This is a genomic window from Candidatus Margulisiibacteriota bacterium (assembly GCA_041650855.1).
In the GTDB taxonomy this organism is placed as follows: Bacteria; Margulisbacteria; WOR-1; order O2-12-FULL-45-9; family XYB2-FULL-48-7; genus JALOPZ01.
The window spans coordinates 1-25,970 of the sequence record JBAZKJ010000003.1 but is presented as its reverse complement, the minus strand read 5'-3'; the positions used below and the strand labels follow the sequence as shown (position 1 = coordinate 25,970).

Annotated in this window: 19 protein-coding genes, 2 tRNA genes, 2 rRNA genes and 1 pseudogene; 10 read left to right on the top strand and 14 right to left on the bottom strand. The window is 57.5% G+C overall.

Annotation, left to right across the window (positions count from 1 at the left end):
- Positions 1–3 precede the first annotated feature (3 nt).
- A complete protein-coding gene (gene leuC, locus WC529_08380) occupies positions 4–1,263 on the top strand; it encodes a 3-isopropylmalate dehydratase large subunit (GenBank protein MFA5114291.1) in 1,260 nt (419 codons plus the stop codon).
- Positions 1,264–1,749 (top strand): 3-isopropylmalate dehydratase small subunit, encoded by a 486-nt coding sequence (leuD, locus tag WC529_08375; protein MFA5114290.1) that lies wholly within the window; start codon positions 1,264–1,266, stop codon positions 1,747–1,749.
- On the opposite strand, the gene WC529_08370 is transcribed toward leuD, so the two are convergent.
- From WC529_08370 to WC529_08355, 4 genes are read right to left on the bottom strand one after another with little or no spacing between them, the layout of a single operon-like run.
- Positions 1,729–2,781 (bottom strand): hypothetical protein, encoded by a 1,053-nt coding sequence (locus tag WC529_08370; protein MFA5114289.1) that lies wholly within the window; start codon positions 2,779–2,781, stop codon positions 1,729–1,731. The genes leuD and WC529_08370 overlap by 21 nt on opposite strands.
- 42 nt (positions 2,782–2,823) lie before the next feature.
- Positions 2,824–3,882 carry a 3-isopropylmalate dehydrogenase gene (locus WC529_08365; protein ID MFA5114288.1) on the bottom strand — a complete coding sequence of 353 codons (1,059 nt, stop codon included), beginning with the start codon at positions 3,880–3,882 and terminating at the stop codon, positions 2,824–2,826.
- Positions 3,883–3,929: 47 nt separating this feature from the next.
- A complete protein-coding gene (locus tag WC529_08360; protein MFA5114287.1) occupies positions 3,930–4,898 on the bottom strand; it encodes a thiamine phosphate synthase in 969 nt (322 codons plus the stop codon).
- Positions 4,888–5,709, bottom strand: a complete 822-nt coding sequence (locus tag WC529_08355) for a M23 family metallopeptidase (protein ID MFA5114286.1) — start codon at positions 5,707–5,709, stop codon at positions 4,888–4,890. The genes WC529_08360 and WC529_08355 overlap by 11 nt, the downstream gene beginning before the upstream one ends.
- 57 nt (positions 5,710–5,766) lie before the next feature.
- Here WC529_08355 and WC529_08350 point away from each other — a divergent pair, with 57 nt between their 5' ends.
- Positions 5,767–6,528, top strand: a complete 762-nt coding sequence (locus tag WC529_08350) for a nitrilase-related carbon-nitrogen hydrolase (protein ID MFA5114285.1) — start codon at positions 5,767–5,769, stop codon at positions 6,526–6,528.
- A gap of 121 nt (positions 6,529–6,649) precedes the next feature.
- On the opposite strand, the gene WC529_08345 is transcribed toward WC529_08350, so the two are convergent.
- Positions 6,650–8,146, bottom strand: a 16S ribosomal RNA gene (locus WC529_08345).
- A 296-nt stretch (positions 8,147–8,442) separates the two neighbouring features.
- On the opposite strand from WC529_08345, the gene WC529_08340 reads away from it, so the two are divergent.
- From WC529_08340 to WC529_08325, 4 genes and pseudogenes are all read left to right on the top strand, one after another.
- Entirely contained in the window at positions 8,443–8,706 is a 264-nt protein-coding gene (locus tag WC529_08340; protein MFA5114284.1) for a hypothetical protein, read from the top strand.
- Positions 8,707–8,774: 68 nt separating this feature from the next.
- Entirely contained in the window at positions 8,775–9,362 is a 588-nt protein-coding gene (gene lexA / locus WC529_08335) for a transcriptional repressor LexA (protein MFA5114283.1), read from the top strand.
- Between the two features lie 7 nt (positions 9,363–9,369).
- Complete coding sequence (locus tag WC529_08330) at positions 9,370–10,539, top strand: putative DNA modification/repair radical SAM protein (GenBank protein MFA5114282.1); 1,170 nt, start codon at positions 9,370–9,372, stop codon at positions 10,537–10,539.
- Positions 10,527–11,129 (top strand): annotated as a pseudogene (locus WC529_08325) (DUF4130 domain-containing protein). Before WC529_08330 ends, WC529_08325 begins: the two are co-directional and overlap by 13 nt.
- A gap of 12 nt (positions 11,130–11,141) precedes the next feature.
- Here WC529_08325 and WC529_08320 read toward each other — a convergent pair.
- From WC529_08320 to WC529_08310, 3 genes are all read right to left on the bottom strand, one after another.
- A complete protein-coding gene (locus WC529_08320; GenBank protein MFA5114281.1) occupies positions 11,142–12,128 on the bottom strand; it encodes an inorganic phosphate transporter in 987 nt (328 codons plus the stop codon).
- A 4-nt stretch (positions 12,129–12,132) separates the two neighbouring features.
- Positions 12,133–12,759, bottom strand: coding sequence for a DUF47 family protein (locus WC529_08315; GenBank protein ID MFA5114280.1), 627 nt, complete (start codon positions 12,757–12,759; stop codon positions 12,133–12,135).
- Positions 12,760–12,807: 48 nt separating this feature from the next.
- Positions 12,808–12,880, bottom strand: a tRNA-Ala gene (locus tag WC529_08310).
- A gap of 80 nt (positions 12,881–12,960) precedes the next feature.
- Between WC529_08310 and WC529_08305 the strand changes: the two genes are divergently transcribed.
- On the top strand, positions 12,961–14,520 hold the full coding sequence (locus WC529_08305; GenBank protein MFA5114279.1) for a GAF domain-containing protein: 1,560 nt from the start codon (positions 12,961–12,963) through the stop codon (positions 14,518–14,520).
- A gap of 7 nt (positions 14,521–14,527) precedes the next feature.
- Complete coding sequence (locus tag WC529_08300; GenBank protein ID MFA5114278.1) at positions 14,528–16,102, top strand: GAF domain-containing protein; 1,575 nt, start codon at positions 14,528–14,530, stop codon at positions 16,100–16,102.
- Positions 16,103–16,105: 3 nt separating this feature from the next.
- Here the strand turns inward: WC529_08300 and WC529_08295 are convergent.
- From WC529_08295 to WC529_08275, 5 genes are all read right to left on the bottom strand, one after another.
- Positions 16,106–16,178, bottom strand: a tRNA-Ile gene (locus WC529_08295).
- 31 nt (positions 16,179–16,209) lie between these two features.
- A complete protein-coding gene (locus tag WC529_08290) occupies positions 16,210–17,559 on the bottom strand; it encodes a TrpB-like pyridoxal phosphate-dependent enzyme (GenBank protein ID MFA5114277.1) in 1,350 nt (449 codons plus the stop codon).
- A gap of 80 nt (positions 17,560–17,639) precedes the next feature.
- Positions 17,640–20,291 carry a hypothetical protein gene (locus WC529_08285; protein MFA5114276.1) on the bottom strand — a complete coding sequence of 884 codons (2,652 nt, stop codon included), beginning with the start codon at positions 20,289–20,291 and terminating at the stop codon, positions 17,640–17,642.
- A gap of 65 nt (positions 20,292–20,356) precedes the next feature.
- The gene (locus WC529_08280) at positions 20,357–21,673 is read right to left on the bottom strand and encodes a hypothetical protein (GenBank protein ID MFA5114275.1); all 1,317 of its coding nucleotides are present in this window, start codon (positions 21,671–21,673) and stop codon (positions 20,357–20,359) included.
- Between the two features lie 73 nt (positions 21,674–21,746).
- Positions 21,747–23,117: a hypothetical protein gene (locus tag WC529_08275; GenBank protein ID MFA5114274.1), complete on the bottom strand. Its 1,371-nt coding sequence runs from the start codon at positions 23,115–23,117 to the stop codon at positions 21,747–21,749.
- Between the two features lie 115 nt (positions 23,118–23,232).
- Here WC529_08275 and WC529_08270 point away from each other — a divergent pair, with 115 nt between their 5' ends.
- On the top strand, positions 23,233–25,848 hold the full coding sequence (locus WC529_08270) for a hypothetical protein (GenBank protein ID MFA5114273.1): 2,616 nt from the start codon (positions 23,233–23,235) through the stop codon (positions 25,846–25,848).
- A gap of 10 nt (positions 25,849–25,858) precedes the next feature.
- Here WC529_08270 and rrf read toward each other — a convergent pair.
- Positions 25,859–25,970: ribosomal RNA gene (rrf, locus tag WC529_08265) — 5S ribosomal RNA — on the bottom strand; the annotation flags it as partial.

Below are 25,970 nucleotides of genomic sequence, written 5' to 3'. Positions count from 1 at the left end.
GTCATGCAGCAGACTATTTCCCAAAAAATATTGGCCAAACATGCCGGACTCAAGTTCGTTGAGCCGGGCCAACTGATCAACTGTAAAGTCGACCTGGTCCTCGGCAACGACATCACCGCCCCGCCGGCGATCAAGGAATTCGAAAAGATCGGGGTCACGAAAGTCTTCGACAAAAAGAAGATCTTCCTGGTTCCCGACCACTTCACCCCGGCCAAGGATATCAAATCGGCCGAGCAGGTGAAGATGATGCGCCATTTCGCCAAAAAGTACGGGATCGTCAATTTCTTCGAGATCGGCTGCATGGGGGTGGAACACGCCCTCCTCCCGGAAATGGGCGCGATCAGCCCGGGCATGCTCATTATCGGCGCCGATTCCCACACCTGCACCTACGGGGCGCTCGGCGCTTTTTCGACCGGCATCGGCTCGACCGACATGGCGGCCGGCATGGCGACCGGCGAGGTCTGGTTCAAGGCGCCGGAGCAGCTCAAGTTCGTCTACCACGGCAAGCTCCCTAAGTGGGTAGAAGCCAAGGACCTGATCCTCTACACGATCGGCCAGATCGGGGTCGACGGCGCCCGCTACATGTCGATGGAATTCACCGGCCCGGCCATTAACGCCCTGACCGTCGAAGGTCGGCTGACAATGGCCAACATGGCGATCGAAGCCGGCGGCAAGAACGGGATCTTTGCCGTTGACGCCAAGACCGAAGCGTACCTAAAGAAAGTTAAAGCAGGTAAAGGACTCGTTTATAAGTCCGACCCTGAAGCGGAATATAAAGAGGTCTACGAATGGGACATCTCCCAGATCGAACCGCAGATATCCTTCCCGCACCTGCCGAGCAACACCAAGCCGGTCAGCAAGTGCTCGCACGTCAAGATCGACCAGTCGGTCATCGGCTCGTGCACCAACGGCCGGATCGAGGACATGCGGGTCGCCGCTAAGATCTTAAAGGGGAAAAAGGTCAATCCCAACGTTCGCCTGATCATTTTACCGGCCACGCAAAAGATCGAACTGCAGATGATCAAAGAAGGATTGACGGAGTTGTTCATTAAAGCTGGCGCGGCTGTCTCTACCCCAACCTGCGGTCCCTGCCTTGGTGGTCACATGGGGATCCTGGCGGAAGGTGAACGGGCGATCGCGACTACCAATCGTAACTTCGTCGGCCGGATGGGCCATCCCAAGTCTGAAGTTTATCTCTCCAACGTGGCGGTGGCGGCGGCTTCGGCGGTCGCTGGACATATTATCAGCCCGGAGGACCTCTAAATGAAAGGCAAAGCCTGGAAATTCGGCAATAATATCGACACCGACCTGATCATCCCGGCCCGGTATCTGAACACCTCGGACCCGGCGGAACTGGCCAAGTACGCCATGGAGGATGCCGACCCGGAGTGGACCGACAAGATGAACAAGGGGGATTTTATCGTCGCCGGCGAGAACTTCGGCTGCGGTTCGTCCCGCGAACACGCTCCCATCGCCCTTAAGGCGGCCGGTATCTCGGCCGTCATCGCCAAGTCGTTCGCCCGGATCTTTTACCGGAACGCGATCAATATCGGCCTGCCGATCCTGGAATCCGCTCAGGCGGCGGAGGAGATCAGGGAAGGCGATGAGATCGAGGTTAACATTGTGGCCGGGGAGATCAGGGACTTAACAACCGGTAAAAGCTACAAAGCGCAACCGTTCCCCCCTTTCATGCAGCAGATCATCGACCACGGCGGGCTGATCCACTACCTACGGGCGCGCGCCAAGTAATTTCTGCAGGTCGATCTCAATGATCCCGTGTTCGCCCACGCTTTTCGCCCTCAGGAAATTAGCGTTGGGACTTCTTTTTAACGCCTCAAGGTAAGGAGGGCGCGCCGCCGTTTCCAGACCTAAGAAATCCGGCTTGAACACCAGCAAGACATCTTTTTCCTGCGGCAGTTTTTCTTCGGCCAGGGTGGATAACCTGATCAAAAGGCGTAAAAATGTCCTGATCCCCTGGTGTTTCATGACCAATTCCTGGAAGACCGGCCACGACAGGTTGCGGAAACGGAAACAGACGTTGCGGTACAGCGCTTTCTTATCTTCATAAGGGATGTCCTGCTCAATGGTATCCAGCAGAGTCAGGTGGGCCAAGTTATCGGCCAGGTAAGAGTAGCAGATCGGCCCCAGCAAGGTCCGCATTCTCAGCGCAAAATACTGTTTTGGCTCGTTGAACCGCCCCTGCCTCATCGCGATCATCGTTTCCAGGGCGTACTGCGAGAGCCGATTGCCGCCGCTCTTGCCGATCACGTCGACAAGATTGATCAGCAAGAGCTGGGTCTTTCTGTCCTCGGAATTTTGCCCTGCGTCGCTCGGCAGCAAATGGGAGGTCATATCCTGAAAAAACCCGTGCGCCCCGACCAGCTCCGCGACAACGGCGGAATCGACCCCCCGGGTCCCCGTCTCCATCAGGAAACCGGCGGTCAGCTGAGCGCCCAAATTATTATGCGCTACGCCCCGATCAAGCAGATAACCGATATCATGGAGCGCGACCGCGGCCGCCAGGTTCCGCTGCTCTTTTTCCGGCAGCGCGGCGTACTGCCGCCTGACCCATTCCAGCCGGCGGCCGTATTCATCGGGGTTGGTGACCTTTTGCAGATCGGCCGGCAAGGCTTCGTGCAGCGCGGCAAAGCGCCGGTCGATAATGGCTTGGAAAGCGTGGTTAACGGAACGGATGTGGCCGATCCGGCTCTCAGCGATTCGGCCGTATAACTTCGGCAGAACGCGCCGTTCCACCTGGCGGAAAAATTGGACGGTCTCCATGCCTTTTTATCGGTCAAAAGGCCGAATTATTTCAGCGGATTATCAGATATGAGCCGCGACAGTGTCGCCGACCTCGGTGGTCGACATCCCCATCTTGCCGGCCGACATCGATTTCATCTGGGTGCAGGCGTAGCGGATCCCTTTTTCCACATCCGCCGCCGCTTTATCTTCCCCGACGTTCTCGAGGAGCATCTGCAGGGCGCCGATTGCTGCCAGCGGGTTGATGACGTTCTGGCCGGTGTACTTGGGCGCCGAGCCGCCGATCGGCTCGAACATGGAAACGCCTGCCGGGTTGATATTGCCGCCGGCCGCGATCCCCATCCCCCCCTGGATCATGGCACCCAGGTCGGTGATGATGTCGCCGAACATGTTGTCGGTCACGATAACGTCGAACCATTCCGGGTTCTTGACGAACCACATGCAGGTGGCGTCAACATGCGAGTACTCCCGCTTGATATCGGCGAAATCTTTTTTGCCGATCTCGTGGAACGCCCGCTCCCAGAGGTCCCAGGCATAAGTCAGGACGTTGGTCTTGCCGACCAGGGTCAACTGTTTCCGCTTGTTCCGCTTCTTGGTGTATTCGAACGCGTAGCGGAGGCAGCGTTCTACTCCTTTGCGGGTGTTGACCGAAACCTGGGTAGCGACTTCGTCCGGGCTCCCCTTTTTCAGGTACCCGCCGGTGCCGACATAGAGCCCTTCGGTGTTCTCGCGGACAACGACAAAATCGATCTGTTCCGGCCCTTTATCCTTGACCGGGGTCCAGACGTTCGGATAGAGAATGACCGGGCGGAGGTTAATATACTGGTCGAGCGCGAACCGGAGCTTTAAGAGGACACCATGTTCGATGATCCCCGGCTTTACCGCCGGATCGCCGACCGCACCAAGGTAGATCGCCTCGTAGGTCTTGAGCTCCTCAACGTCCTTGTCTTCGACCAGCTTGCCGGTCTTGAGGTACCGCTGGCCGGTAAAGTCGAACTCTTTCAGTTCGTACTCGAAGTTGTGCTTTTTGGCGACCGCTTTAAGGACCTTTAATCCTTCGGCCACGACCTCCGGCCCTGTCCCGTCCCCGCCGATAACCGCGATCTTATGTTTTTTTGCCATGGTATTTACCCCTTTCTGAATGACCTAATTATAGCAGAAAAATCGTCTTAGAGGAATGCGCCGGCCGCCCTGATGACCGCGTAGCGGGAACAACCGGTCGCCAGGACCTGCCGGTAGTTCTGTTTATTGATCCCGCCGATCGCCACGATCGGGTTCCTGACCAGTTTGACCGCCCGGCCCAGGGCTTTAAGGCCGGTCGGTTTGACCTGCCCCTTGAGCGGCGTCGCGAAGACCGGACCGAAACCGATGTAATCCGGGCCCAACCGGGCGGCTTTGCCAGCTTCGCTCAGGCTCTGGGCTGACAACCCGATGATCTTATCCCTGCCCAGGGCTTTTTTAATGCCGGCCATCGACCGTCCTTTTAGATCTTCCCAACCGAGATGGACGCCGTCCGCCCCCGCCTGCTTAACCAGCCGCCAGTGATCGTTAAGCAGGAACGTGATCCCTTTCGCCCTGGCCGCCCGGCCGATCTTTTGCGCTAACCGCAAATAATCGGTCGTATTGAGATCCTTGGCCCGGAGCTGGACGATCTTGACCCCCGAGCGGAGCAATTTTAACGGCTCTTTATGCACGGACGGATCAATGATCAGGTAAGAAGAAAAATCGAGTTTTTCCGCCTTACTGACGCGCGGAGCCAGCTCTTTTTCCAGTTCGTATAACTTGAAGCGGATCGCCTTGAATTTCCGTCCATAAACCGGACTCAACAGCTTGGCGAACTCTTCCAGAACGCGGACCGCTTCCTGCGCTCGCTTCATGTTCGCCTTAAATATGTCCTCGACTTTCGCCCTTCGCCCCTCATCCCTGGTATACGGCTCGCGGCCAACGTCACCAGCCGAATCACGACTGGCCAGTAATGAATGCGGCACAACTCTGCTCAACTGACCGCGCAGCTTCTTGGCGGTAACGGTCAAGCGTTGGTCTTCCAGCACAAACCGACATATTTCCTCAACTACGCGCAGCCCTTCCGTCGCCCGGTTCAAGTTCACATCGATAATGCGGCTGATGTTAGAACGCATATTTGGTCCATTGGTTCGGGTCAACGCGCAGGTTATGGACGGACATCCCCCAGTGCAGATGTGGTCCGGAGGAAATCCCTGAATTGCCCGATAAAGCGATAATGTCTCCCTTGCTGATCGTCTGGCCAACGGGCGCCAGGAATTTAGAGAGATGGAAATATAAGGTATGGACCCCCTGCCCGTGGTCGACAACGATCGTCCCGCCGAAAGCGGTCAGCTTTTGCGCAAAGACGACTTTGCCGTTATTGGCGGCTTTGACCCGGGTCCCGATCGGCACGGCGATATCAAACCCGCGGTGCTGGCCCCGTTTTTTCCGGTTTATGTATTCCTGTGTCCCAAAGACCATGGAAACCTCGCCGGATGTCGGGCGGATGAATTTCCCGACCCAGTGTTGGGCCGGATCTTCTCTGACCAGGACCCGTTCGATCAGCGCCCATTCTTCGCCGATAATGTCCCGGGCCAGCAGTTTTTTCTTGGCCGGCTTCAGCCAGAACGAGACCGTCGGGAATTTGGTCCTGGCTACTTTGACCGACCCCCGCCGCTCTTCGGTCGAGCCGTCTTGTTTGGTCAGGTGCAAAATTAGGGGATAATTCCCCGGTTTTAACTCGCAAGGTATCCCGACGATCGCTTTTTGCGCCGGTCCGGCGGGAAAAAAGCTGATGTTTTTCTGCAAAAAGCGGACCTGGCCAGCCGCTACCCCTTCGGCGGAAGAAAGCACCAGTTCGAACGAACCGCCCTGCCGGGCTGTGGAGGCGGCGGCGATCCCGGCCGTGATCAGGCAGATAGCGAAGAGGAGGTAAAATCTTTTCACGCTCCAATTCTATCATAGCGTGAAATCCGGTTAAAGCGCTGGCGATAACTTATTGTCATGAACTTTACCCAGATCACCGCGCTTTGCGGCCGCGGCCGTTACCGGGTCGTCGCCGCCCAGGTGGAGAACGTCATCGCCCGCCGGAAAAGCGAGCAGATCGAACTGGCCCAGCGGCACATCCAGGCGATCGCCCCGCTGCGCGGCAAGATCGACCTGGCGGTCTTTCCCGAACTGTCGACCGTCGGCCTGGGACCGATCAACAATTACATTGCCGAGTGCGTTCCCCGGCTGGCCGAAGGCCTTAACGGCGAGGTCGGCGAGCTCTTCCGCCAGGCGGCGCAGTCGCTGGATTGCGCGATCGGGTTCGGGTTGATCAGGCTGATCAGGGTCGCGGACCGGGACCAATATTTAAACTCTTTCATTATCGTTGATCCGCAAGGCAACATGACGGTGACCGATAAATCACGGGATTATTCGGCCCCGGAACCCAATCCGAACGCCCTGAAGAGCTTCACGCTCGGCGAGCTCAAGGTCGGGGTCACGATCTGCCGCGATCTTTTCCACCCCCTGACCTACCGCGGCATAATGCGCATGAAGCCCGACCTGATCGTCTGTCCCCAGTTCTCTTTTCCGGCGCGCAACCTGACCTATCATGTCAGGAAATACCGGGCCGATCTGCTGGCCGTGAATTTTGCCGAGGCCGGCGCCGGCGGCTCGGCTTTCCTCAACTATTGGCCCGGTTCCGACCCGGTCGCCGCGCGGGTCGACGTCCACAGCCTTTCGGAACTGGGCGAAGAAGCCCTGGTCGCCGTCATCTAGGCAAACAAAAAGCCCCCGCGGTATTACCCGCGAGGGCTTGATTTGTTGAAAGTCAGGCAGTTGGAGTAGATGCGAGACCGACCTGGAATAATGTCCCATTTAAGTGACAAATACTCCTTAGAAAGGAGGTGATCCAGCCACACCTTCCGGTACGGCTACCTTGTTACGACTTCACCCCAGTCACCAGCACCACCCTAGGCCCCGGCGAACCGGAGACTTCAGGTGTTTCTGGCTTCCATGGTGTGACGGGCGGTGTGTACAAGGCCCGAGAACGTATTCACCGCAGCACGCTGATCTGCGGTTACTAGCGATTCCAGCTTCATGAAGGCAAATTGCAGCCTTCAATCTGAACTGAGCAGTGTTTTTTGAGATTTGCTCTTCCTTACGGATTCGCATCCCTTTGTACACTGCATTGTAGCACGTGTGTAGCCCTGGGCATAAAGGCCATGATGACTTGACCTCATCCCCACCTTCCTCCCCTTCATCAGGGGCAGTTTCGCTAGAGTGACCGACTTTACGTTGTCAACTAGAGATGGGGGTTGCGTTCGTTGTTGGACTTAACCAAACATCTCACGACACGAACTGACGACAGCCATGCAGCACCTGTGCTAGCTTCCATATTGCTATGGATCGCTCCCCTTTCGGTTCGCTACTACTAGCATGTCAAGCCCAGGTAAGGTTGTTCGCGTAGCATCGAATTAAACCACATGCTCCACCGCTTGTGCGGGCCCCCGTCAATTCTTTTGAGTTTTAACCTTGCGGTCGTAATCCCCAGGCGGTTCATTTAACGCGTTAGCTACGGCACTAGAGGGGTCGATACCTCTAACACCCAATGAACATAGTTTAGGGCCAGGACTACCGGGGTATCTAATCCCGTTTGCTCCCCTGGCTTTCGCGCCTCAGCGTCAGAAATGGTCCAGAAAGCCGCCTTCGCCACTGGTGTTCCTTCCGATATCTACGCATTTCACCGCTACACCGGAAGTTCCGCTTTCCTCTACCACTCTCTAGCAAAACAGTATCAGATGCGGCTACAGGTTGAGCCTGTAGATTTAACATCTGACTTATAAAGCCGCCTACGCGCCCTTTACGCCCAATAATTCCGGACAACGCTTGGCCCCTACGTATTACCGCGGCTGCTGGCACGTAGTTAGCCGGGCCTTCCTCTGTGGGTACAGTCAATATCGTCCCCACTGACAGTACTTTACATCCCGAAGGACTTCATCATACACACGGCGTCGCTCCATCAGACTTTCGTCCATTGTGGAAAATTCCTCACTGCTGCCTCCCGTAGGAGTAGGGACCGTGTCTCAGTTCCCTTGTGACTGGTCGTCCTCTCAGACCAGCTACCCGTCATCGCCTTGGTGGGCCGTTACCCCGCCAACTAGCTGATAGGACGCAAGCCCGTCTCAAAGCCCATTGCTGGGTTTACTCGGAAGGCCATTCGACCCTCCGAACACATCCGGAATTAGCCAATCTTTCGACTAGTTGTGCCGGTCTTTGAGGTAGGTTGCTTACGTGTTACTCACCCGTTTGCCACTCCCCTTGCGGGGCGTTCGACTTGCATGTGTTAGGCACGCCGCCAGCGTTCGTCCTGAGCCAAGATCAAACTCTCAATAAATGAAAGCTTAATTAATTGACTCGATTATTCATCCAATTGATTACATATAAAAGAATCTGATACGAGAACTCGCATCATACTCGCTGCCTGATTTTCAAAGTGCAAAACCGTTTCGTGTCTTTGGCAAGCAAAAAGGAGGGGAAAAAGACGAAGGTTCGATCCCGTTAACGGGCGCTGAAGTTCCCAAGCGGCCCCCCTTTCTTTCAGCGTGGTACCAGTATACATGACCCCCGTCCCGGCTGTCAAGGGCTTTTTTCCCTTGACTGGTCCGGCCGCCGAGCTTATACTCGTTTATCATGAGAAGCGCTTTTGACGCCTTGGTCGACGCCGCCTCCCTGATCCTTTACTCCCTGGTGGTCGGCTTCTGCTTTATCCTGCTGGTCGAGCTGATGGGCTGGTCGCTCTCTTACCTGATGGGGACGACCCTACTCTCCCTCCTGCACCGGAACAAAGAGTGGGAAGCGCTCGCTTTTATTTTCGGTAATTACCGGATCCTGCTGACCATCTTCGGCACCGGCCTGGTGGTCTACACTTATTACCGCTTGACCGAAAAGCCTTAAAAATTACCCCTTGACAAACTCCCGGCCTGGTATACAATTGTATACCATAAGGCTAAAGGGGGTTGGCCATGTTAAACCAGAAACAACAGGAGATATTCAACTACGTTCGGCAATACATTAACGACCGGGGCTTTCCTCCGTCGATCCGCGAAGTCTGCCGGGCGGCCGGCTTCTCTTCCCCCCGCGCCGGACAAAAATATCTCGAGTCGCTGGAACAACAAGGCTACATTCAGCGGGAAAACAAACCGCGCGGGATAAAACTGCTGGCCGGCGCGACGGTCAAAGGTGTTTCCCTCCCCTTCTTTGGTTACATCGCCGCAGGGGCGCCGATCGAGGTCTGTGAGCAGACAGAAGAGGTCGAGGTGCCGGCCACGCTGGTCGGGCGGCGTCCCTGCTATATTCTCCAAGTCAAGGGGAACAGCATGATCGAGGACCATATCTTGAACGGCGACCTGATCGTGGTCGAGCGGTGCGAGACCGCGGACGACGGCGAGGTCGTGGTCGCGCTGATCGACCGCTCCGCCGCCACGCTCAAGCGGCTGTACCGCGAGAAGGATCAGGTCCGTCTCGAGCCGGCCAATTCCGCCATGAAGCCTATATATGTAAAAGATATCGCCATCCAAGGGAAGGTCAGAGGATTGTTCAGGAAGTTCTAAGGCGATCGTGGACACTGAACAAAAACTGGAAGTCCTGGGCGCCGCCGCCAAGTACGACATCTGCGCGTCGACCTCGGTCAAGTCGGCCCGGCCAACGGGCCGCGACACGATCGGCTCGCACGCCCCCGCCGGCATCTGCCACAGCTATACCCCCGACGGCCGCTGCGTTTCGCTCTTAAAGGTCCTGATGACCAATTCGTGCCGCAATGACTGCCAGTACTGCGTCAACCGGGTCAGCAATGATTTTGAGCGGTCCAGTTTTGAGCCGGAAGAACTGGCCAGGTTATTCCTCGAGCTCTATCGCCGCAATTACCTGGAAGGGATATTTTTGAGCTCCGGCATCCAAAAAAGCTCCGACTACACGATGGAACGGATGGTCCAAACCGCGGAGATCCTCCGCCACCGGTTCAACTACCGCGGCTATATCCATCTCAAAGCGCTCCCCCACACCTCTCCCCACCTGATTGAACGGGGCGCCCAGCTGGCGGACCGGATGTCGGTCAACCTGGAAAGCCCAAACCCGGACCGGTTAAAGCTGATCGCCGGCGAAAAGAATTTTATGCTCGACCTGATCGCGCCGATCGACGCGATCCAGAAGCAGATCCAGCAAGGACGGCTTAAAGCCGGGCAGACTACCCAGTTCGTCGTCGGCGCCGCCGGCGAAACCGACCTGGAGCTCCTGAAAACGACCAATTGGCTGTATAAGACTAAGGGGCTAAAAAGAGCGTACTTCAGTGCGTTTGTCCCCCCAGTCCCTAGTTCCCAGTCCCTCAGTTCCCGAGTCCCTTTGGTCCGTGAGCACCGACTATACCAGGCCGACTGGCTAATGCGCTTTTACGAGTTCAAACTGGAAGACCTGGTGCTCCAGCAGGACGCGAACTTAAGCCTTGAGCTTGACCCAAAGCTGGTCGCCGCGCTGCAGAACCGCGAACAGTTCCCGATCGAAGTTAACACCGCGTCGTTCAAGGCGCTCCTCCGGATCCCCGGCATTGGGCCAACAGCCGCCAAACGGATCTGGCGCGTCCGCAAAGAACATCGTTTCACTGACATTAACGAGCTGAAGAACGTCGGCGTCGTCGTCAAACGGGCCAAACCATTCATCTTGCTCAACGGTCGCAAGCAAGGAAGCATTAGCAGCATCATGCCCGTAAAACAGCTCGAACTATGGAACAATTGAAATTGATCGAAGTGGCTGGAGGAAACCGCGAAGTTTATTCGCGGGTTTCCGGCCTGGGCAGCGACCCGGAGGCAAAGGAGATGTTCCGGCGGGAGGTCGCTTATGCCCTCCTCCACCGGGACCCGGCCAAATATGCCGTGATCGATCAGGCGATCAAGCAAGCCAAAGAGAAAGGCGTTAGCTACGTGCTTTGCAAGGTTTCCAACGAAGCCAGGAAGTTCCTGAAGTTAGCCCGGGCAGTCGCTTTTGAAAAATACCGGGCGACTGCTTTTCTGCGTTTGCAACCCATTGACCAGCACCGCGTCCTGTACGGCGAGTTCGCCATTGAGCACCAAACGGCGGAGCTGATCATGCTTCACTTCATGAAGCGCTTCCCGCGCTACAACATCATGATCGTCTTTAACGATGAAGTGTATATCGGCCGCAATAAAGAGATCTTCCGGGAGAAGGCAAAGCCCCGGGAAGTCGAATTGCCCACAGCCAAAGACGATTTCGAGCGCTATTGGCTGGCGTTCTATCGTTCCCAATACATACCGGAAAGAAGGAACATCAAATATCTGAAAAGGATGATCCCGCAGAAATACTGGCACTATGTGACGGAATTACAGGAGTTTGACGAGGAAATAAGAAACGGCGGAAATGGCGGCCGCCGCCGGGATGGTGATGACCCAGGCCCAGGCGATCTTCCCGGCCATGTCCCACTTGACCGCGCTGAAGCGCTTGATCGAGCCGACCCCCATAATCGCCCCGGTGATCGTGTGCGTGGTGCTGACCGGGATACCCATCGCTGAAGAGAAAAAGAGCGTTATTGCCGCCCCGGTCTCGGCGCAAAATCCGTCGACCGGTTTCAGCTTGGAGATCTTCTGCCCCATCGTCTTGACGATCCGCCAGCCGCCGAACATCGTGCCGAAAGAGATCGCGGCATAGCAGGCGATCACTACCCAGCCCGGGATGTGATATCGGCCGCCAAGCAAGCCGGCGCTGAACAGCAAGCTGGCAATGACCCCCATCGTCTTCTGCGCGTCATTGCTGCCGTGCCCCATGCTGTACAGCGCGGCCGAGACCAGCTGTCCTTTACGGAATAGATGGTCGACCTTGAACGGGGAACTGTCCCGGAACAGCCAGTAGACGATCCCTCCCAGCAACGAACCGAGGATCAAACCGACGACCGGCGAGATAAAGATAAAGGCTACCGCTTTGGTGATCCCCTGCCAGACCAGGGCTTGCGGGCCGGACTTGACCAGCGCGGCGCCGATCATGCCGCCGATCAGGGCGTGCGACGAGCTGGTCGGCAGGCCAAAATACCAGGTGATGATGTTCCAGCCGCAGGCGCCCATCAGCGTGCCGAAAATGATCTGCTTATCGATGATGTTGATGTCGATGATCCCCTTGCCGATCGTGTCGGCCACGTGCAGGCCGAAAAAGAAGAAAGCCAGAAAATTAAAAAAAGCGGCCCAGACCACCGCTCGCCGCGGCGACAGGACCCGGGTCGAGACGATCGTGGCAATCGAATTGGCCGAATCGTGGAAGCCGTTGAGAAAATCAAAGAGCAGCGCCAGGGCGATAAGCAGGATGATGGCCAGTGTCATGATCTTAAGCCTGCTTTAAAAGCAGCGATTGGACCATGTGGGCAACGTCTTCGCAAATGTCCAGGACCGTCTCCGACTCCTGGTAGATCTCTTTCCACTTCAGGACGGCGATAAAGTCCTTTTCGTTCTCAAAAAGGTCGGTCAGCATATCGTCGCGCATCGCGTCGCCGATGTTCTCCAGCCGGTTGATCTCGACGCAGGTCTCGGATACCGCCTGCAGGTGCTTGAGGTCGCGCATCCCCCTGATCGCTTTTTCCACCGCCACGACCGACTCCTCGATCACCGCCGCGAACTTCACCAGATTGGGATTAACTCCGTCCAACTTATAGACCTTGAGGCGGCTGACGATGGTGTAAAGCATGTCGACCACGTCGTCGAGCTCGATCGCCAGCGAATGGATGTCTTCCCGGTCGAACGGGGTGATAAAAGTCTTGTTCAGCTGGTTGATGATGGCGTGGGCGGCGTCGTCGGCCCGCTGCTCGATCGCGTGGATCGTTTGCACCTCGGTCTCCCCCATAACGCCGGCCGAGACGACTTCCTTAAAATACCGCGCGGCCTCGGCCGCGCAGGCGGCTTGTTTTTCAAACAGGGCGAAAAAATCGACTTTCTTGGGGAAGATCTGCAAGATCATTGTTTATTCCTTTCTTTAGGCCTATTTATATCGAGCGAAGTCGAGATATGGAGCCGAGGGGGATCGAACCCCTGACCTCTAGAATGCAAATCTAGCGCTCTCCCAGCTGAGCTACGGCCCCCCGCTCCTCATCATTGTAGCATCCGGGGCCGGCCACAAACAAGCTTGTTCTCCCCCCAGGCAATTGCTATGATATGCTTCATGAGCGAGACAATGAACCAGTTGGTCTTGCGGCAGTTACAGCAGATCGTCGATGACGCCACCGACTTATGCCACGTTCCGCTCGTCCTCATCTCATTATTCGACAAAGAATCCGGTTATTTCCATTTCCGGGCGCTGGGCGGCATTAGCAACCCGTTCATCCAAACCGCGATCAAGGCTGGCGAACTGATCGCCGGGCGCAAGCTTCTGACCTACCAGCATACGGCCGACGTTAACGCTTACGTGAAAAAGATCGTTGAGCGCCAGACCCTGATGATCACCGACATTTACTCGGCGACCGAGAACCTCCTGCCCCGACCGGCCATCGAGGCCGCCCAATTTTTCCTGAAGATCAAACAGATCGCCAGCCTGCCGATCGTTGTTAACGGGCAAATGGCGGGCATGGCCGGTTTTATTTCACAGAAGGAGATCACGCCCCAGGACCTGAAACTGATGAACGCTTTTGCGAACGAGATCCGCCTGCTGCTGGAGAATCTTCTCTTGGCCTCCACTCTCGAACAAAAGGTCGCGGAACGGACCCGGGAACTGCAAGCCACTTTGGCCGCCCATGAGCGGACCGAAAGCGCGCTGAAAGAATCGGAACAGCGGCTGCGGTTCCTTTCCCGCACCGCCGAGCAGCTGTTGAATTTGCCGGCGGAGGCCGATCCGTTCGCCTATATCGTTGAGAATATCAAACAGTTGGCCGGCGAAGCGATCGTCGGGGTCGCGGAATACGATCCCGAGTCGCAGTGCCTGTTCGCCCGCTCCATCGCCGGGCTGGGCAAGTACCTGCAGCCGGTCATCAATCTGCTCGGCAGCGACCCCAGCAAAATGGCCTATAAAGGGGATGAAGCCACCCGGCAAATGTTGCTGACCGGCAAACTGGTCGAGGTCGAAGATGGCATGACCAAGCTCTCGGTCGATATCCCGCCCATGGTCTGGAACACTATCAAAAACCTGATCAATATCGGGTCGGTCCACGCGATCGGCTTGACCTGGCAGGGCAAATTACTGGGCGACGTGCTGATCCTGCTGCCCCGGGACGCGGAGCTGAAGAACGCGCCGGTCATCGAAGCGTTCGTGAAACAGGCAGCGGTCGTCCTGCAGCGCAAAAAAGCGGAAGAATCGCTGATTGCCGGCCGCGAAGCTTTTTACAACATCGTGGAAAAAAGCCCGATCGGTTTGCTCGTCCTGGACCAGGAGAAAAAAGTCCGTTTTATCAACGCTCAGGGCGAAAAGCTGCTGGGCCGGAAAAGGGAAGATTTCCTCGGCCAGCTTTTTGTCCCGCCCCTGGCCGACAAGCACCTGCCGGAGATCGCGATCAAGCTGGACAACGGCTCGACCGGCATCGGCACGCTCAATATCGTTGAGACCGGTTGGGAAGGGAAACAGGCCGAATTGATCGCGATCAGCGACGTCACCAGCCGCGCGCAGGCCGAAACGGAACTAAATAAAAAAGTCAAAGAGCTGGAAGATTTCTGCAAAGCGATCGAAGGCCGCGAGATAAAAATGGCCAGCTTGGAGAAAGAGATCGAGCGGCTCCGGAAACAGGCGGAATAATAACGGCATGATATTTTTCACGGGCGAAACAAAGGATCAGTCTGTTCTGCGGCAATTACAGCAGCTCGTCGACGATGCCACCGACCTGTGCAACGTTCCGCTCGTTCTTTTGTCCCTACTTGACCGGGAAACCGGTTACTTCCATTTCCGGGCAATGGGGGGCATGAACAAACCTTTGCTAAGATCAGCGATCAAAGCCGGCGAACTGGTCGCCGGTCGAGACCTTTTCTCGTTCAAGCATAAGCCCGATATTAATAAATACATTAGAACGATCGTTGAGGGCCGGGTTTTATCAATCTCTGATATTGATTCGGCGATTGAAAATATCCTGCCTAAACCGGCGTTTCAGGCCGTGCAATTTTTCCTGAAGCTCAAACAGATCGCCAGTATGCCCCTGATCATCAACGGGCAAGTAGAAGGGATAGCCGTATTTATTTCGCAAAAGGAGAAGATCGCTCCGGCCGATCTCAAATTAATGAACACCTTTGCCAATGAGAGCCGGCTGCTGCTGGAGAATCTTCTCTTGGCCTCCACCCTCGAACAACAGGTTACGAAGCGGACCGGGGAACTGCAAACCGCCTTGAACGCTCATGAACGGATCGAAGGCGAGCTGAAAGAATCGGAACAACGGCTGCTGTTCCTCTCCCGCACCGCCGAACAGCTGATGGATCTGCCCACGGAGGCCGATCTATTCGCTTTTATCGCCAACAATCTCAGACAATTCATCCGTGACTCGATCATCGGGACCGCTGAATACGATGAAGCTTCCGGTTGTCTGTTCGCCCGGTCAATCGTCGGTCTGGGCAAGTCGCTCCAGCCGGCCATCGATCTGTTCGGCCGAGATCCCTATAAAATGCCGTTCCAAGGCAAGGAAGAAATTCTAGAGATACTGAAGGCCGGCAAGTTGACGGAAATCACCGGCGGCATCGAGGAGCTTTCCGTCGATATCCCGCCGCCGGTCTGGCTCTCTATTAAAAAACTGCTGAACATCGGGGCGCTTTATGTCATCGGTATCACCTGGCAGGGAAAATTACTGGGCGACGTAGCGATCCTCTTGCCCAACGGCGCAACATTAAAGAACGGTCCGGCAATCGAAGCTTTTGTCAAAGGGGCGGCTGTTATTCTACAGCGCCGGAATGCGGAAACCGCCCTGCTTGCCAGCCGTGAAGCTTTTTACAACATCGTGGAAAAAAGCCCGATCGGCTTGCTCGTCCTGGACCAGGAGAAAAAAGTTTGTTTTATCAACGCTCAGGGCGAAAAGCTGCTGGGCCGGCAAAGGGAAGATTTCCTCGGCCAGCTCTTTGTTCCGCCCCTGGCCGACAAGCACCTGCCGGAGATCGCGATCAAATTAGCTAACGGCCGGACCGGGACCGGCGTGCTTAATATCGTTGAGACCAGCTGGGCAGGGAAAAAAGCCGAATTGATCACGGTCATCGACGTCACCAGCCGCGCGCAGGCCGAAACGGAGCTGAATAAAAAAGTCAAAGAGCTGGAAGATTTCTGCAAAGCGATCGAAGGCCGCGAGATAAGAATGGCCGAGCTGGAAAAAGAAATCGAGCGGTTCCGGAAACAGGCGAAATAAGAATGGGCGGTGCTGGGATCGAACCAGCCACCTCGCGATTATCAGTCGCGTGCTCTACCAACTGAGCTAACCGCCCTCGGCAGCGAACTTTGGGATTTTCTATTCTATCAGACTTTGGGGACCTTCTTCAACGCTTCCTTGATCAGCTCCATGGGGTACTCGTAATCCTCCAGCTGGCCGGAGAAGAACTTATCGTAGGAAGCCATGTCAAAGTGGCCGTGGCCGCTTAAGTTAAAGATGATGACCTCGCCCTCTTTCGCCTTCTTCGCCTCGTCGATCGCGCAGTGGATGGCGTGCGAGCTTTCCGGCGCGGGGACGATCCCCTCGGTCCGGGCGAACAAGACGGCCGAGGCAAAGCACTCGTTCTGGTGGTAAGCGCGCGCCTCGATCACCTTGTCCTTGGCCAAATTGCTGACCAGCGGCGCCATGCCGTGGTAGCGCAAACCGCCGGCGTGGATCGCCGGCGGCATGAAATCGTGGCCGAGGGTGTACATTTTGACCAGCGGGGTCATGCCGGCCATGTCGCCGAAATCGTACTCGTAAAGCCCTTTGGTCAGCGTCGGGCACGACATCGGCTCGACGGCGAGCACTTTGGGGTTCGTTTTCCCCTTTAGCTTGTCCTTGAGGAACGGGAACGCCAGGCCGGCAAAGTTGCTGCCGCCGCCGACGCAGCCGATCACCACGTCCGGGTTCTTTTCGCCGATCAGCTTCAACTGCTCGATCGCTTCCAGGCCGATGATCGTCTGGTGGAGCAGCACATGGTTCAAGACCGAACCGAGCGAATACTTGGTGTCGTCGCGGCCGACCGCGTCCTCGACCGCTTCCGAGATCGCCAGTCCGAGGCTGCCGGGATTGCCCGGATCCTTTTCCAGCACCGCCCGGCCGTATTTGGTCAACTTGCTCGGGGAAGCGTCAACTTTGCCGCCCCAGGTTTGCATCAACAGCTTCCGGTACGGCTTCTGGTCGAAGCTGACGCGGACCATGTAGACCTGGCATTCCAGGCCGAACAAAGAGCAGGCAAAAGCGAGGGCCGAGCCCCACTGCCCCGCCCCGGTCTCGGTGGCGATCCGCTTGACCCCTTCCTGCTTGTTGTAATAGACCTGAGCGACCGAGGTGTTCGGCTTGTGCGAACCGGCCGGCGAGACGCTTTCGTTCTTGTAATAAATGCGCGCTTTGGTCTTGAGCGCTTTTTCCAGGCTCAGGGCGCGGACCAGCGGCGTCGGCCGCCACAGTTTCAGGACATCGACGATCTCGTTCGGGATCTCGATCATCGGGTCGAGACACATCTCCTGGGCGATCAGGCCCATCGGGAAGAGCGGCGCCAGGTCCTCGGGGCCGAGCGGCTTATGCGTGGCCGGGTGCAGCGGCGGGGCGAGCGGCGTCTTCAGGTCCGGAGCGATGTTGTACCATTTCTGGGGCATTTCCTTTTCGCTGAGCAATATCTTGCGGTCGGTCATAGTCATTCCTCCAATTAGGGAAAGATAGACTGATTTTAGCAAAAACCGGGGGTATTAACAATAACCGAATTGGCCGGCGCTTAAAATACGGCGTTAACGGTCGGGGTGCTGACCGTGGCGACCGCCGGGGTCGCCTGTGGCCGGGAATCCCGGGCAACCGTCGTCTGCGGTTCAGCTGCCGGTCGCTCACCAGCCGCTCCGAGCTGATTGAGAAAATAGCCGTAGAAAGGATTCCCGGGGTTGATCGTGACCCGGTCAGACTGGTCTGTCAGGCTGACAAGGTAGACGTTGCCGTCCAATTGGTTATAAACTGTCCGCCGCCCGGCGGTTAAAGTGGCGATCACGGAATTATCGGCGCTGAAGCGCTGGTAAGCGGAACCGTTCCTGTCCGTAACTTCGGTGTAGACCCGGTTCGGATCGTTGCGGCCGTACTGGCCGGTCGAACCCACCGTCTCGTAGGCCTGGGCCGCTGCTTGATATGGATCTGTCCCGCGCGCCATCGCCAAAACTTCTCTTTCCGGGATCAGGAAGTGGGCCGTTCCCGTGTAAGGGGCATCGATCAACGGCGCGTAATAGATCCCGCCGCCGAATTGAGCGGTATCGCTGATCGGGAACATCCCGGCATGGCAGCCGCCGCGGACAAAACCGACCGTTTCTTGTTCCGGCTCATTAGGGATCGTACCGGCGTCAATGTCGTGCTGGTTGTTCAGGTCGCTTTTATAAGCATGAGTTTGGAACGCGGTATTTTCCCGCGCCGCCAGGTGTCTGCCCACCGCCAGGTCCGCATCTCTCGTGGTGGAATAGAACTCGACCGTCATCCTGACCGGTACGCCGTCGGGATATTGCTCTGCCAGCTCCGGATTTTGCGCAAAGAACTCTTTCATCGGGCCTTCCAGCTCGCCGATCGGGATGTACTTGGTCGCCGTGATCCTGACCAGGCATGGGTCATCTTCCGACGGATATTGGATGTCGGACTGATCGTAGGTAAAACCCTCCGCCTCCAGATACTGGAGTGCGCTCATCCCGCCGCCGATGAACTGGTCGCCCAGGCGGAGGAAACGGAGCCTTTCTTGATCGGTCAATTGCGTATCCACGTAATCCTCAACCGCGTCGGGATCGTTACGTTTGGCCCTTAAGTCGCTGACGATCTGCCGGCCGCGGGGAGAGTTTGGATCAATGACAAACTCCGGATGCTGGAAAAACCGCTGCAGGATCAACCCCGTAGAGACTCCGGACGTCCGGAAATCGCTTAAGGCCTCAAAAGAGGTAAGGTCGTCGCCATCGGGCGCGACGACAAAATTCCAGCTGATCGGCTCTCCGTTCCTTAAGGCAGGGAAAGCGTTATCTTCATACCAGTTCTGCAAGGTGCCCGGCTGGCTAGGAGCCGCCCCGTCCGGATACTCTAAGGTTAGGTTAGCTACTGCTACTGATTGCCCACCCCCCCAACCGAACTTCACTTCTGCTGTTCCGGCATTCGGCCGGGCGTAGAGGTCAGCCGCCGGCAAAGTCACCGTCCAGGCCTGCTCCGTCAAGTTGTAACGGACGCTCATCGTCTGATTGGGATCGGAACCGTTCAATTGATAGATCGAGATGCCGTTCACGGTAATATTGCTCGGCAATTGGTCAATGGTAAACTGCACGACCGAGCTCGGGGTCAAGTCGGTCGAAGATAACCCGCTCACGTGGGCCTGTCTCCCCTCGTGCCAGAAATACTGCCGATACTCGGCCGGCGTCCCCGGCTGGTCCAAGAAACCTTTCGCGAGCGGATTGAAATTTGCCAGCTCGAATAACTTCCCATTGTAAACCGTCCCCAATATGAACTCTACGCCGCCCATCTCCCCCCCGGCCCAACTCGATTGGCCGTGTTCCTGGGCATAGGCATAGTACGATTGCAGGAAACCGAGCTGCTGCTCATTGTCCGCCAGCGCCCGATAATATCCGGCCGGCTCCTGGCCGGTCTCTTCGGCATAATTCCGGTAGATCGCCAGCGCGCCGGTAAAATCGCCGTTGTCGATCGCGATCTCCGCGTCGTATTCGGCGATCAGCCACTGCGCGTTCTCCCTGACCGGCTCCGGATAATTGCCGTTCGCGACCAGCACCAGCATGTTCCGGTACCTAACCCCTTCCCCGGCAACATCGTAACTCCGGCTGAGGCCGGTCATGATCGCGCTCCGCTGCGGATTGACCGCGGCGGCAAAAGAGGCCGGATCATTAAGCGCCCCCTGGGAGGCAAAGAGTTCGGAGATATCCAGGACATTATCGCGGTTCCGGTCGACGCCTGGATTGTAGCCCGGCTCGTCGCGGCTGATCACGCCGTTCTGATCGGTATCGGTCAGGCCGGCCTGCCGGAAATGATCGGTCTGGCTGATCGGGAAGAAACCAAAAACATCCTGGAACTTTTGCCGGTATGCCGCCTGGTCGCTCAACCGGTCGTACGCGTAACGGAGCAATGAGAGATTCTTGGTCGCCCGCAACGCACTGGTCAGCAATTCGGCCGGATCGCCTTTTCGGCTTGAAGTAGCGGCGTCGATCACCGCGTCAAAATAAGGCTCGGAATCCTGGCCTTCCGGCAGTTGGTTAACAAAGCCGGTCACACTGCCATCGACGCCGTAAGCTTTCAAATAGCGGGTAAAATATTGCAGCGATGCCCCCTGCGGCAAAACGCCTTTCCGAACGGCATCCGCCTGTTGGGGCACACTGGCATTGGTCTTGTTAATTGCAGTGGAGCTCATAGGTCTCTCTTAACATTACTATCGGGTTGGAAGGGCTCTTTCTTGCGTTGTTTTAGGGGAAAAGACTACGGTTGCGGGGCGATCTCCAGCCGGGAACCATCTGTGTAGAATATCATCATATTTTCGCCGTTCTTATCGTATTTATTAACATCGTATGGTTCAGGATCGATCCGGTTTGACAACCCATCATTATCCTGGTCCCCTTCGTAGGGGAATAAATGCTCGTTTAAACTGGTCGACGAATTGACAAAAAAACGGGCCGGGATCGCGGTTTGGCGATGGTATTGCTGGTAGCCGGCACGGGCCTCCGCGACCAGTTTTTTCCCGGGCGCCGCCTGGCCAGTGGCATCAAAGAACGGCGGGAAAGTGTAACCTTCCGCGGCAATGTACTGGGTGTTGAACAGCAGGCCAAAAATGTCATTATCCACTACCAGATCGGCAAAGCTTTCCGCACTCAGGCAGGTCGTCATGAAAGTCCCTTTTTTCATGGTCAACGGGACTCTGCGCTCCGTCAGGATCGCTTCCTCCCCCCTCCGCCGGTCCATGTGGCCGATCAGACCGACGATCCGGCTCTGCCCGCCGGCGGTAATGACCGTGCCGTCATTCAGCGTGATCGCTTCCGCCTCCGTTCCGAAGAGGTCCCTGGCATAGGCCGCGTATCCTTCACGGAGTTCAGCCGCGTGGTGAACATGGAAAACGGCGTAAACGTCAAAAGGTTTGTTCACGCCGAGCGTCCGCCATTCCAAACTCGGCTTCAAACTCCTCTTAAAGACAGCCTGCCCGTCGCTCTCTCCGACCAGCTGCCAGTCGTGATCTTTCCTGAACATCGTGTAAACCCCGTACCTGGCCCCCCAGTAGATGTTGGTGTCCGCTTTATCGCCGATCGCCCACTGCGTGCCGCGGCCGGCGCCGGTGAACGACCAATCCCAGAGAATAACGTGGGTAGCGATCACCAGCGGTTTACCGCTGTTCAGGTCGGCGGCTATCTCTTCATACAGCGGCGTGATATCGCGCCGGACCTTTCCCGGATCGGCCGGCAAATCCATGGCGCTCCGTTCAACCGTCAAACTTTTGAATTGATGGAAATTAGCGTAAAAAAACAATTTCGTCCTGGTGCCAAGCGGAATGTGCTGCATGATCTGGGCGAAATTGACCGTTAGGCGGCCGCTGGTGGGAAGCCGGAAATGCACCGCCTTGTCCAACTGGTTGTTCTCGATCAGGACCACGATCTCCTGACCGGGAGGGCCGGACAGGTTGAGCTGGCGGCGCAGGTCGGAATTATCGACCTTGATCAGGCCGGAGAGTTTAATACCGTCAAGATCAGCGTCAAGCTTTGGTTTGCCTGGCCCCGGCTTATTGCCCGATTGTCCGACCGCTGGCAAGTTGTTAATAATATCGCCCATAACTGTCCCCAAGTGTTTCGGGCGTTGCCAGGGCAAATTTCAATCAATCGGGTTAATAAGGAGAGGTATTGATCTCGATCCGTTCGCCGGTCGAGGGGTAAATGATCAGGCGTTTGCCCGCCCATTCGGACTTGTTCTTATGGAACGGCTCGGGATCGATCCGGTCCTGGACCTGATCGCCGTCACTGTCGCCCTCGTAAACATACAGGTATTTGGTCAGGCCGCGCGCGGCGTTGACGAAGAAGTTCGCCGGGATCGCAACGTCCTGGTGGTAATGCTGATAGCCGCTGCGGGCGGCGTTCAGTATCTCCTTGGCCGACCGCCCTTCGGCGACCCCCTGGAAAAGCGGCAGGAAGGTGTAGCCTTCGGGGGCGATGTACTGCGTGTTGAACAGCAGCGGATAAACGTTGTCGGTCACGACGCTGTCGGCGAACTGCTGGGCGCTGAGACAGGTGGTCATGAAGACCGCCTTTTTCTGCGCCGGCGGCGCGCTGACCGTCTGCTTGACCACCCTCCCCCCGTCGAGATCCAGGTGCCCGATCAGGCCGATCACCCGGCTCTGCCCGCCCGCTTCGATCATGCTGCCGTCAGGCAAGGCGATCGGCTCTGGTTCGCTGCCGACCAGGTCTTCGGCAAACGCGCGATAACCGCCGACGATCTCGTTGGCATAGTGCATGTCCAGGACGACGTAAGCGGTGAACGGTTCGGTCACGCCGAGATTTTTCCACTGGCCGGACGGCTTGATTGCCCGGCGGAAAACGGCCTGCCTCGGCTCATCCTTGACCAGCTCCCACTGCTTGTCCTTTTTCAGCATGGTGTAAAGGCCGTAGCCGGCCCCCCAGTAAAGATTGGTCTCCGGTTTGCGTCCGTTGGCCCAACTGGAGCCCTTGCCCGCGCCGGTAAAAGTCCAGTCCCAAAGGACGACATGCGCCTCCATCACCAACGGCTTACCGGCCCGCAAGTCGGCTGCGACCTCCTGGTAAAACGGGGTGATCTCCCGTTCCAGTTTATTGGGATCGGGGAGAAAATCGGCGACCAGGCGCTGCGCCCGGAATGCCAGCACGGTTTTATTCCCGTCGTAAAATGAGACCTCGACTTTCTGTCCGATCGGGATATACTGCATGATCTCGCCGAAGGCGATTTCCAGCTTACCGTTCTGAGGAATGGTCAAAAGATGAGTGGCGTAGAATTGGTCATTGTCGACGGAAACGACCAGTTCGCGGCCCGGGGTGCCGGTGATCGTCAGTTTTCGTCCGATATCGGCGTGGCTGAGCTTCAGCGTTTTACCCGGTTTTTGGCCGTCCAGGCGGACCTCCGTCGGCGTACTGTCGTTCTGCTTGGCAACGGGGCGGTCAAGCGCCGTTTCATAAGGATTTGGATCGAGCTCCACTCTTCCTTTAATGGTGATCGGTGGTAAAGTCATATTTCCCATATCCCTGCTCATTATTCTCGGCATATTTGCGGTAAAATTTCAGGCGAATTACCGGCACAAGTTACCGCCCGCCAGGCACGATATATATGCAAGGGAGGGCCATCTGATGAGCTCCGTTTTACCCGTCAATAATCAAACGATATCCGGCGCGTCAGCGGCCGGCAACGGCCTGCGCCCTAACGCTTCGCCCACCGAATTCCGGGCGTATCTGGACCGGAACGGGTTCAACCAGCAGGCGCAAACCTTCCTCAAGCATAAGCTCGCCGGCGATCTGGACCAGGCGATCGATTACGCCACCGCCGTCGTGAACTACGCCGATTCGCTGAGCGACGGCGCCGGCCGCAACGGCGCACTGACCGCTCTGCTGGAAAAATGCCTGCCGGAAAACCCCGAATATCTCCGGATCATTCTCGACCAGGCCGGCTCGCTCGGCGCCAGCCGTTTCTGCTACCGCTATTTCCGCGGCCAGGGACGGGAGAATTATCTCCAGATGTTCCGGCTGCAGCTGAGCAGCGTAGTGGCGACCGAGGGTTATTTCGAGCGGCTCAACGCCGTTGACGAGAACGGCGACGGGGCGATCGGCGGGGCCGAGAGCGGCTACCAGGAAAAGTACGATTTCGACCGCAACGGCCTGATCGACCTGGCCGAAGCGTGTAAATACCTCTTCCAGGAGAACGGCGGGAGCGATCCTTTCCGGTTATACCAGCTGATCGCGCCGCTCCGCACCCTGGTCATGGAGACCTTGCCGAACGGCACGCTCCCGGCCGCCGAGCTGGCCCGTTATCGCTCGGTCCTGCAAATGGCGGCCGACCCGCAGAACGGTTTTCCCGCCGACGTCGTTACCGCCGCCCAATGGTACCTGACCGAACTCGACGCCGCCCAGGCGATCAACACCGGCCACTTCAGCGCCGCGCTGGCGCTCTACGACGGCTTTGCCCGGGAAACCGGGATCGTGCCGGGCGGCCAATACGCCCGCTTGAACGCGCAACGCGGCCAGCTCCCCTTTTACGAAGAGCTCTACCGGCGCTGCCTAACGGCCGATCCGTCGGTCAGCGGGATCAATTTTATCGAAGAAGCGCTGGAGAACGGGCGGTTGTTCGAAAAAGGATCGTTCCTGGTCAGCCAGGTTCTGGCCCAGAAGGCCGGCGCCGCACCGGCAGACCAACCGTTTTTCGCTCAACTGGAAAGCTATCTCTGGCAGTCCAACGCGCCGATCGGCACCCTGCCCGCCCAGCTCGAATTGTCACCGACTTCGTCCGTGACCCTGCGCGTTACCCGGCGGCCGGTCACGGTTATGCTGGGAGACCGGGGGGTACTGGCCGACATCAATTACGATCCGGCCACCCGCTCCTGGGCGGTAACGGTGCGCGGCGCTGACGTTTTCGCCCGTTCGGTCAGCACGCAAACAGAAAAGTTAACGCTGGTCTTTGACGCTTCGCGCGGCCGGGGAGTGGCGACCAGCCAGAGCCAGATCAAGCTGGTCCTGAGCGGCAATGTCGGCCAGGCGGTCGTCCAACCGGCCTCCGCGGCCGATTTCTACGGCCGCTTCCAAACAACCCTGGCCGCCGGAGAGCCGCTGACCGGCTATTACGCGGTCGCGCCGGACCGGGACGCCGGCGTCGGCTTCCATTCACCCGGCTCCTTTGACGAACAGCCGGAAACCGGCCGGTTGATCAGCCGTTTTACCGAGCATCCGGAATACGTGTTCGCGACCAGCACCCCGGAGGGCGCAGCGCGTGCCGCCCAGCTCAAGAAGGACCTGAAGGGATTAAGCGAAACCGACGCGCAGGCTTATTTGCGCCGCAACCTGACGCCGCGCGAATTGCTCCGTTTCATCCGCCTGGGCGACCGTTTTATCGGCGGCCCGGTCGGCCCGCTGGCGACTTTGCGCGACCAGGGATATTCCGTGACCGGCATCGCCTATCCGGACGAGAGCGATCCCGCCCTGCTCCGGATCAGCGTGGAGCGCCGCATCAGCCCGGAGCTTTTAACCGGCGAGGCCCGCCAGGCCTACAACGACCTGCCCGCGGAGCAACGCGCCGAATACCGGCAGAACGGGATCCCCTTCCAGATGACCATCGAGGTTTTCTCGACGACCGATGACGCTTCGCTGGCCGTCGGCCGCCATCTGGCGGCCAAAGAGGAAAATATCGTCGCTTTCCAGACGCACGCCTATCATTCCGGACCGCGTAACCGCTACATGGAAGAACAGATCGTGCCGGAACAAGCGGCACTGGGAACAACGGTCGGTTATCTGCCGATCCACTGTTTCAGCGTCCAGGATACGCCGTTCATCAACGCCCAGTTCGGCTCGGTCTACAGCCCGACCGGCTCGCATTCGCAAACCTCGGCCGACGCCTATCTGGTCTTTCAAGGCCTGGACGCGTTCCTGACCGGCGGCAATGTCAATAATAGCGTGCGGGAGGCTTTCCGGCAGAAAGCGGAAGCACAGTACGCCCGGGTCGCCGGCGCGGTCTACAAACCGACCCAAGCCGCCGGCGCCGCCGCCTACTCGCTCCACGCCGACAGCAATGATAACGGCATACCGGACCAGATCGAGCCGGCGGCAGCCGAGAATCCTGCTTTGTCTTTTGATCCGGTCCGGGGGGAATTGATCATCGGCGGCGGCGTCCGGATCGCGCCCAATAATCCCTATTTTAATATCCTGGGGAGTACTGCCGCGGCGACCGGCACGCAATTCACGAAGACGGGCCCTATTTAGCCAATAAAAAACCCGGCGGCGATCTACTCTCCCTCCAAGCGAAGCAAGGAAGTACCATCGACCCAGGAGGATTTCACTACCGTGTTCGGAATGGGAACGGGTGGGACACCTCCGGTATGGCC

What these genes read in the sequence shown, in the direction of transcription:
- WC529_08360 (MFA5114287.1), bottom strand. Translation starts at nt 4,898, where the DNA reads ATGCGTTCTAACATCAGCCGCATTATCGATGTGAACTTGAACCGGGCG.
- WC529_08285 (MFA5114276.1), bottom strand. Translation starts at nt 20,291, where the DNA reads ATGAGCTCCACTGCAATTAACAAGACCAATGCCAGTGTGCCCCAACAG.
- WC529_08365 (MFA5114288.1), bottom strand. Translation starts at nt 3,882, where the DNA reads ATGGCAAAAAAACATAAGATCGCGGTTATCGGCGGGGACGGGACAGGG.
- WC529_08340 (MFA5114284.1), top strand. Translation starts at nt 8,443, where the DNA reads ATGAGAAGCGCTTTTGACGCCTTGGTCGACGCCGCCTCCCTGATCCTT.
- lexA (MFA5114283.1), top strand. Translation starts at nt 8,775, where the DNA reads ATGTTAAACCAGAAACAACAGGAGATATTCAACTACGTTCGGCAATAC.
- WC529_08315 (MFA5114280.1), bottom strand. Translation starts at nt 12,759, where the DNA reads ATGATCTTGCAGATCTTCCCCAAGAAAGTCGATTTTTTCGCCCTGTTT.
- WC529_08320 (MFA5114281.1), bottom strand. Translation starts at nt 12,128, where the DNA reads ATGACACTGGCCATCATCCTGCTTATCGCCCTGGCGCTGCTCTTTGAT.
- WC529_08350 (MFA5114285.1), top strand. Translation starts at nt 5,767, where the DNA reads ATGAACTTTACCCAGATCACCGCGCTTTGCGGCCGCGGCCGTTACCGG.
- WC529_08370 (MFA5114289.1), bottom strand. Translation starts at nt 2,781, where the DNA reads ATGGAGACCGTCCAATTTTTCCGCCAGGTGGAACGGCGCGTTCTGCCG.
- WC529_08305 (MFA5114279.1), top strand. Translation starts at nt 12,961, where the DNA reads ATGAGCGAGACAATGAACCAGTTGGTCTTGCGGCAGTTACAGCAGATC.
- WC529_08290 (MFA5114277.1), bottom strand. Translation starts at nt 17,559, where the DNA reads ATGACCGACCGCAAGATATTGCTCAGCGAAAAGGAAATGCCCCAGAAA.
- WC529_08275 (MFA5114274.1), bottom strand. Translation starts at nt 23,117, where the DNA reads ATGACTTTACCACCGATCACCATTAAAGGAAGAGTGGAGCTCGATCCA.
- leuC (MFA5114291.1), top strand. Translation starts at nt 4, where the DNA reads ATGCAGCAGACTATTTCCCAAAAAATATTGGCCAAACATGCCGGACTC.
- WC529_08300 (MFA5114278.1), top strand. Translation starts at nt 14,528, where the DNA reads ATGATATTTTTCACGGGCGAAACAAAGGATCAGTCTGTTCTGCGGCAA.
- leuD (MFA5114290.1), top strand. Translation starts at nt 1,264, where the DNA reads ATGAAAGGCAAAGCCTGGAAATTCGGCAATAATATCGACACCGACCTG.
- WC529_08270 (MFA5114273.1), top strand. Translation starts at nt 23,233, where the DNA reads ATGAGCTCCGTTTTACCCGTCAATAATCAAACGATATCCGGCGCGTCA.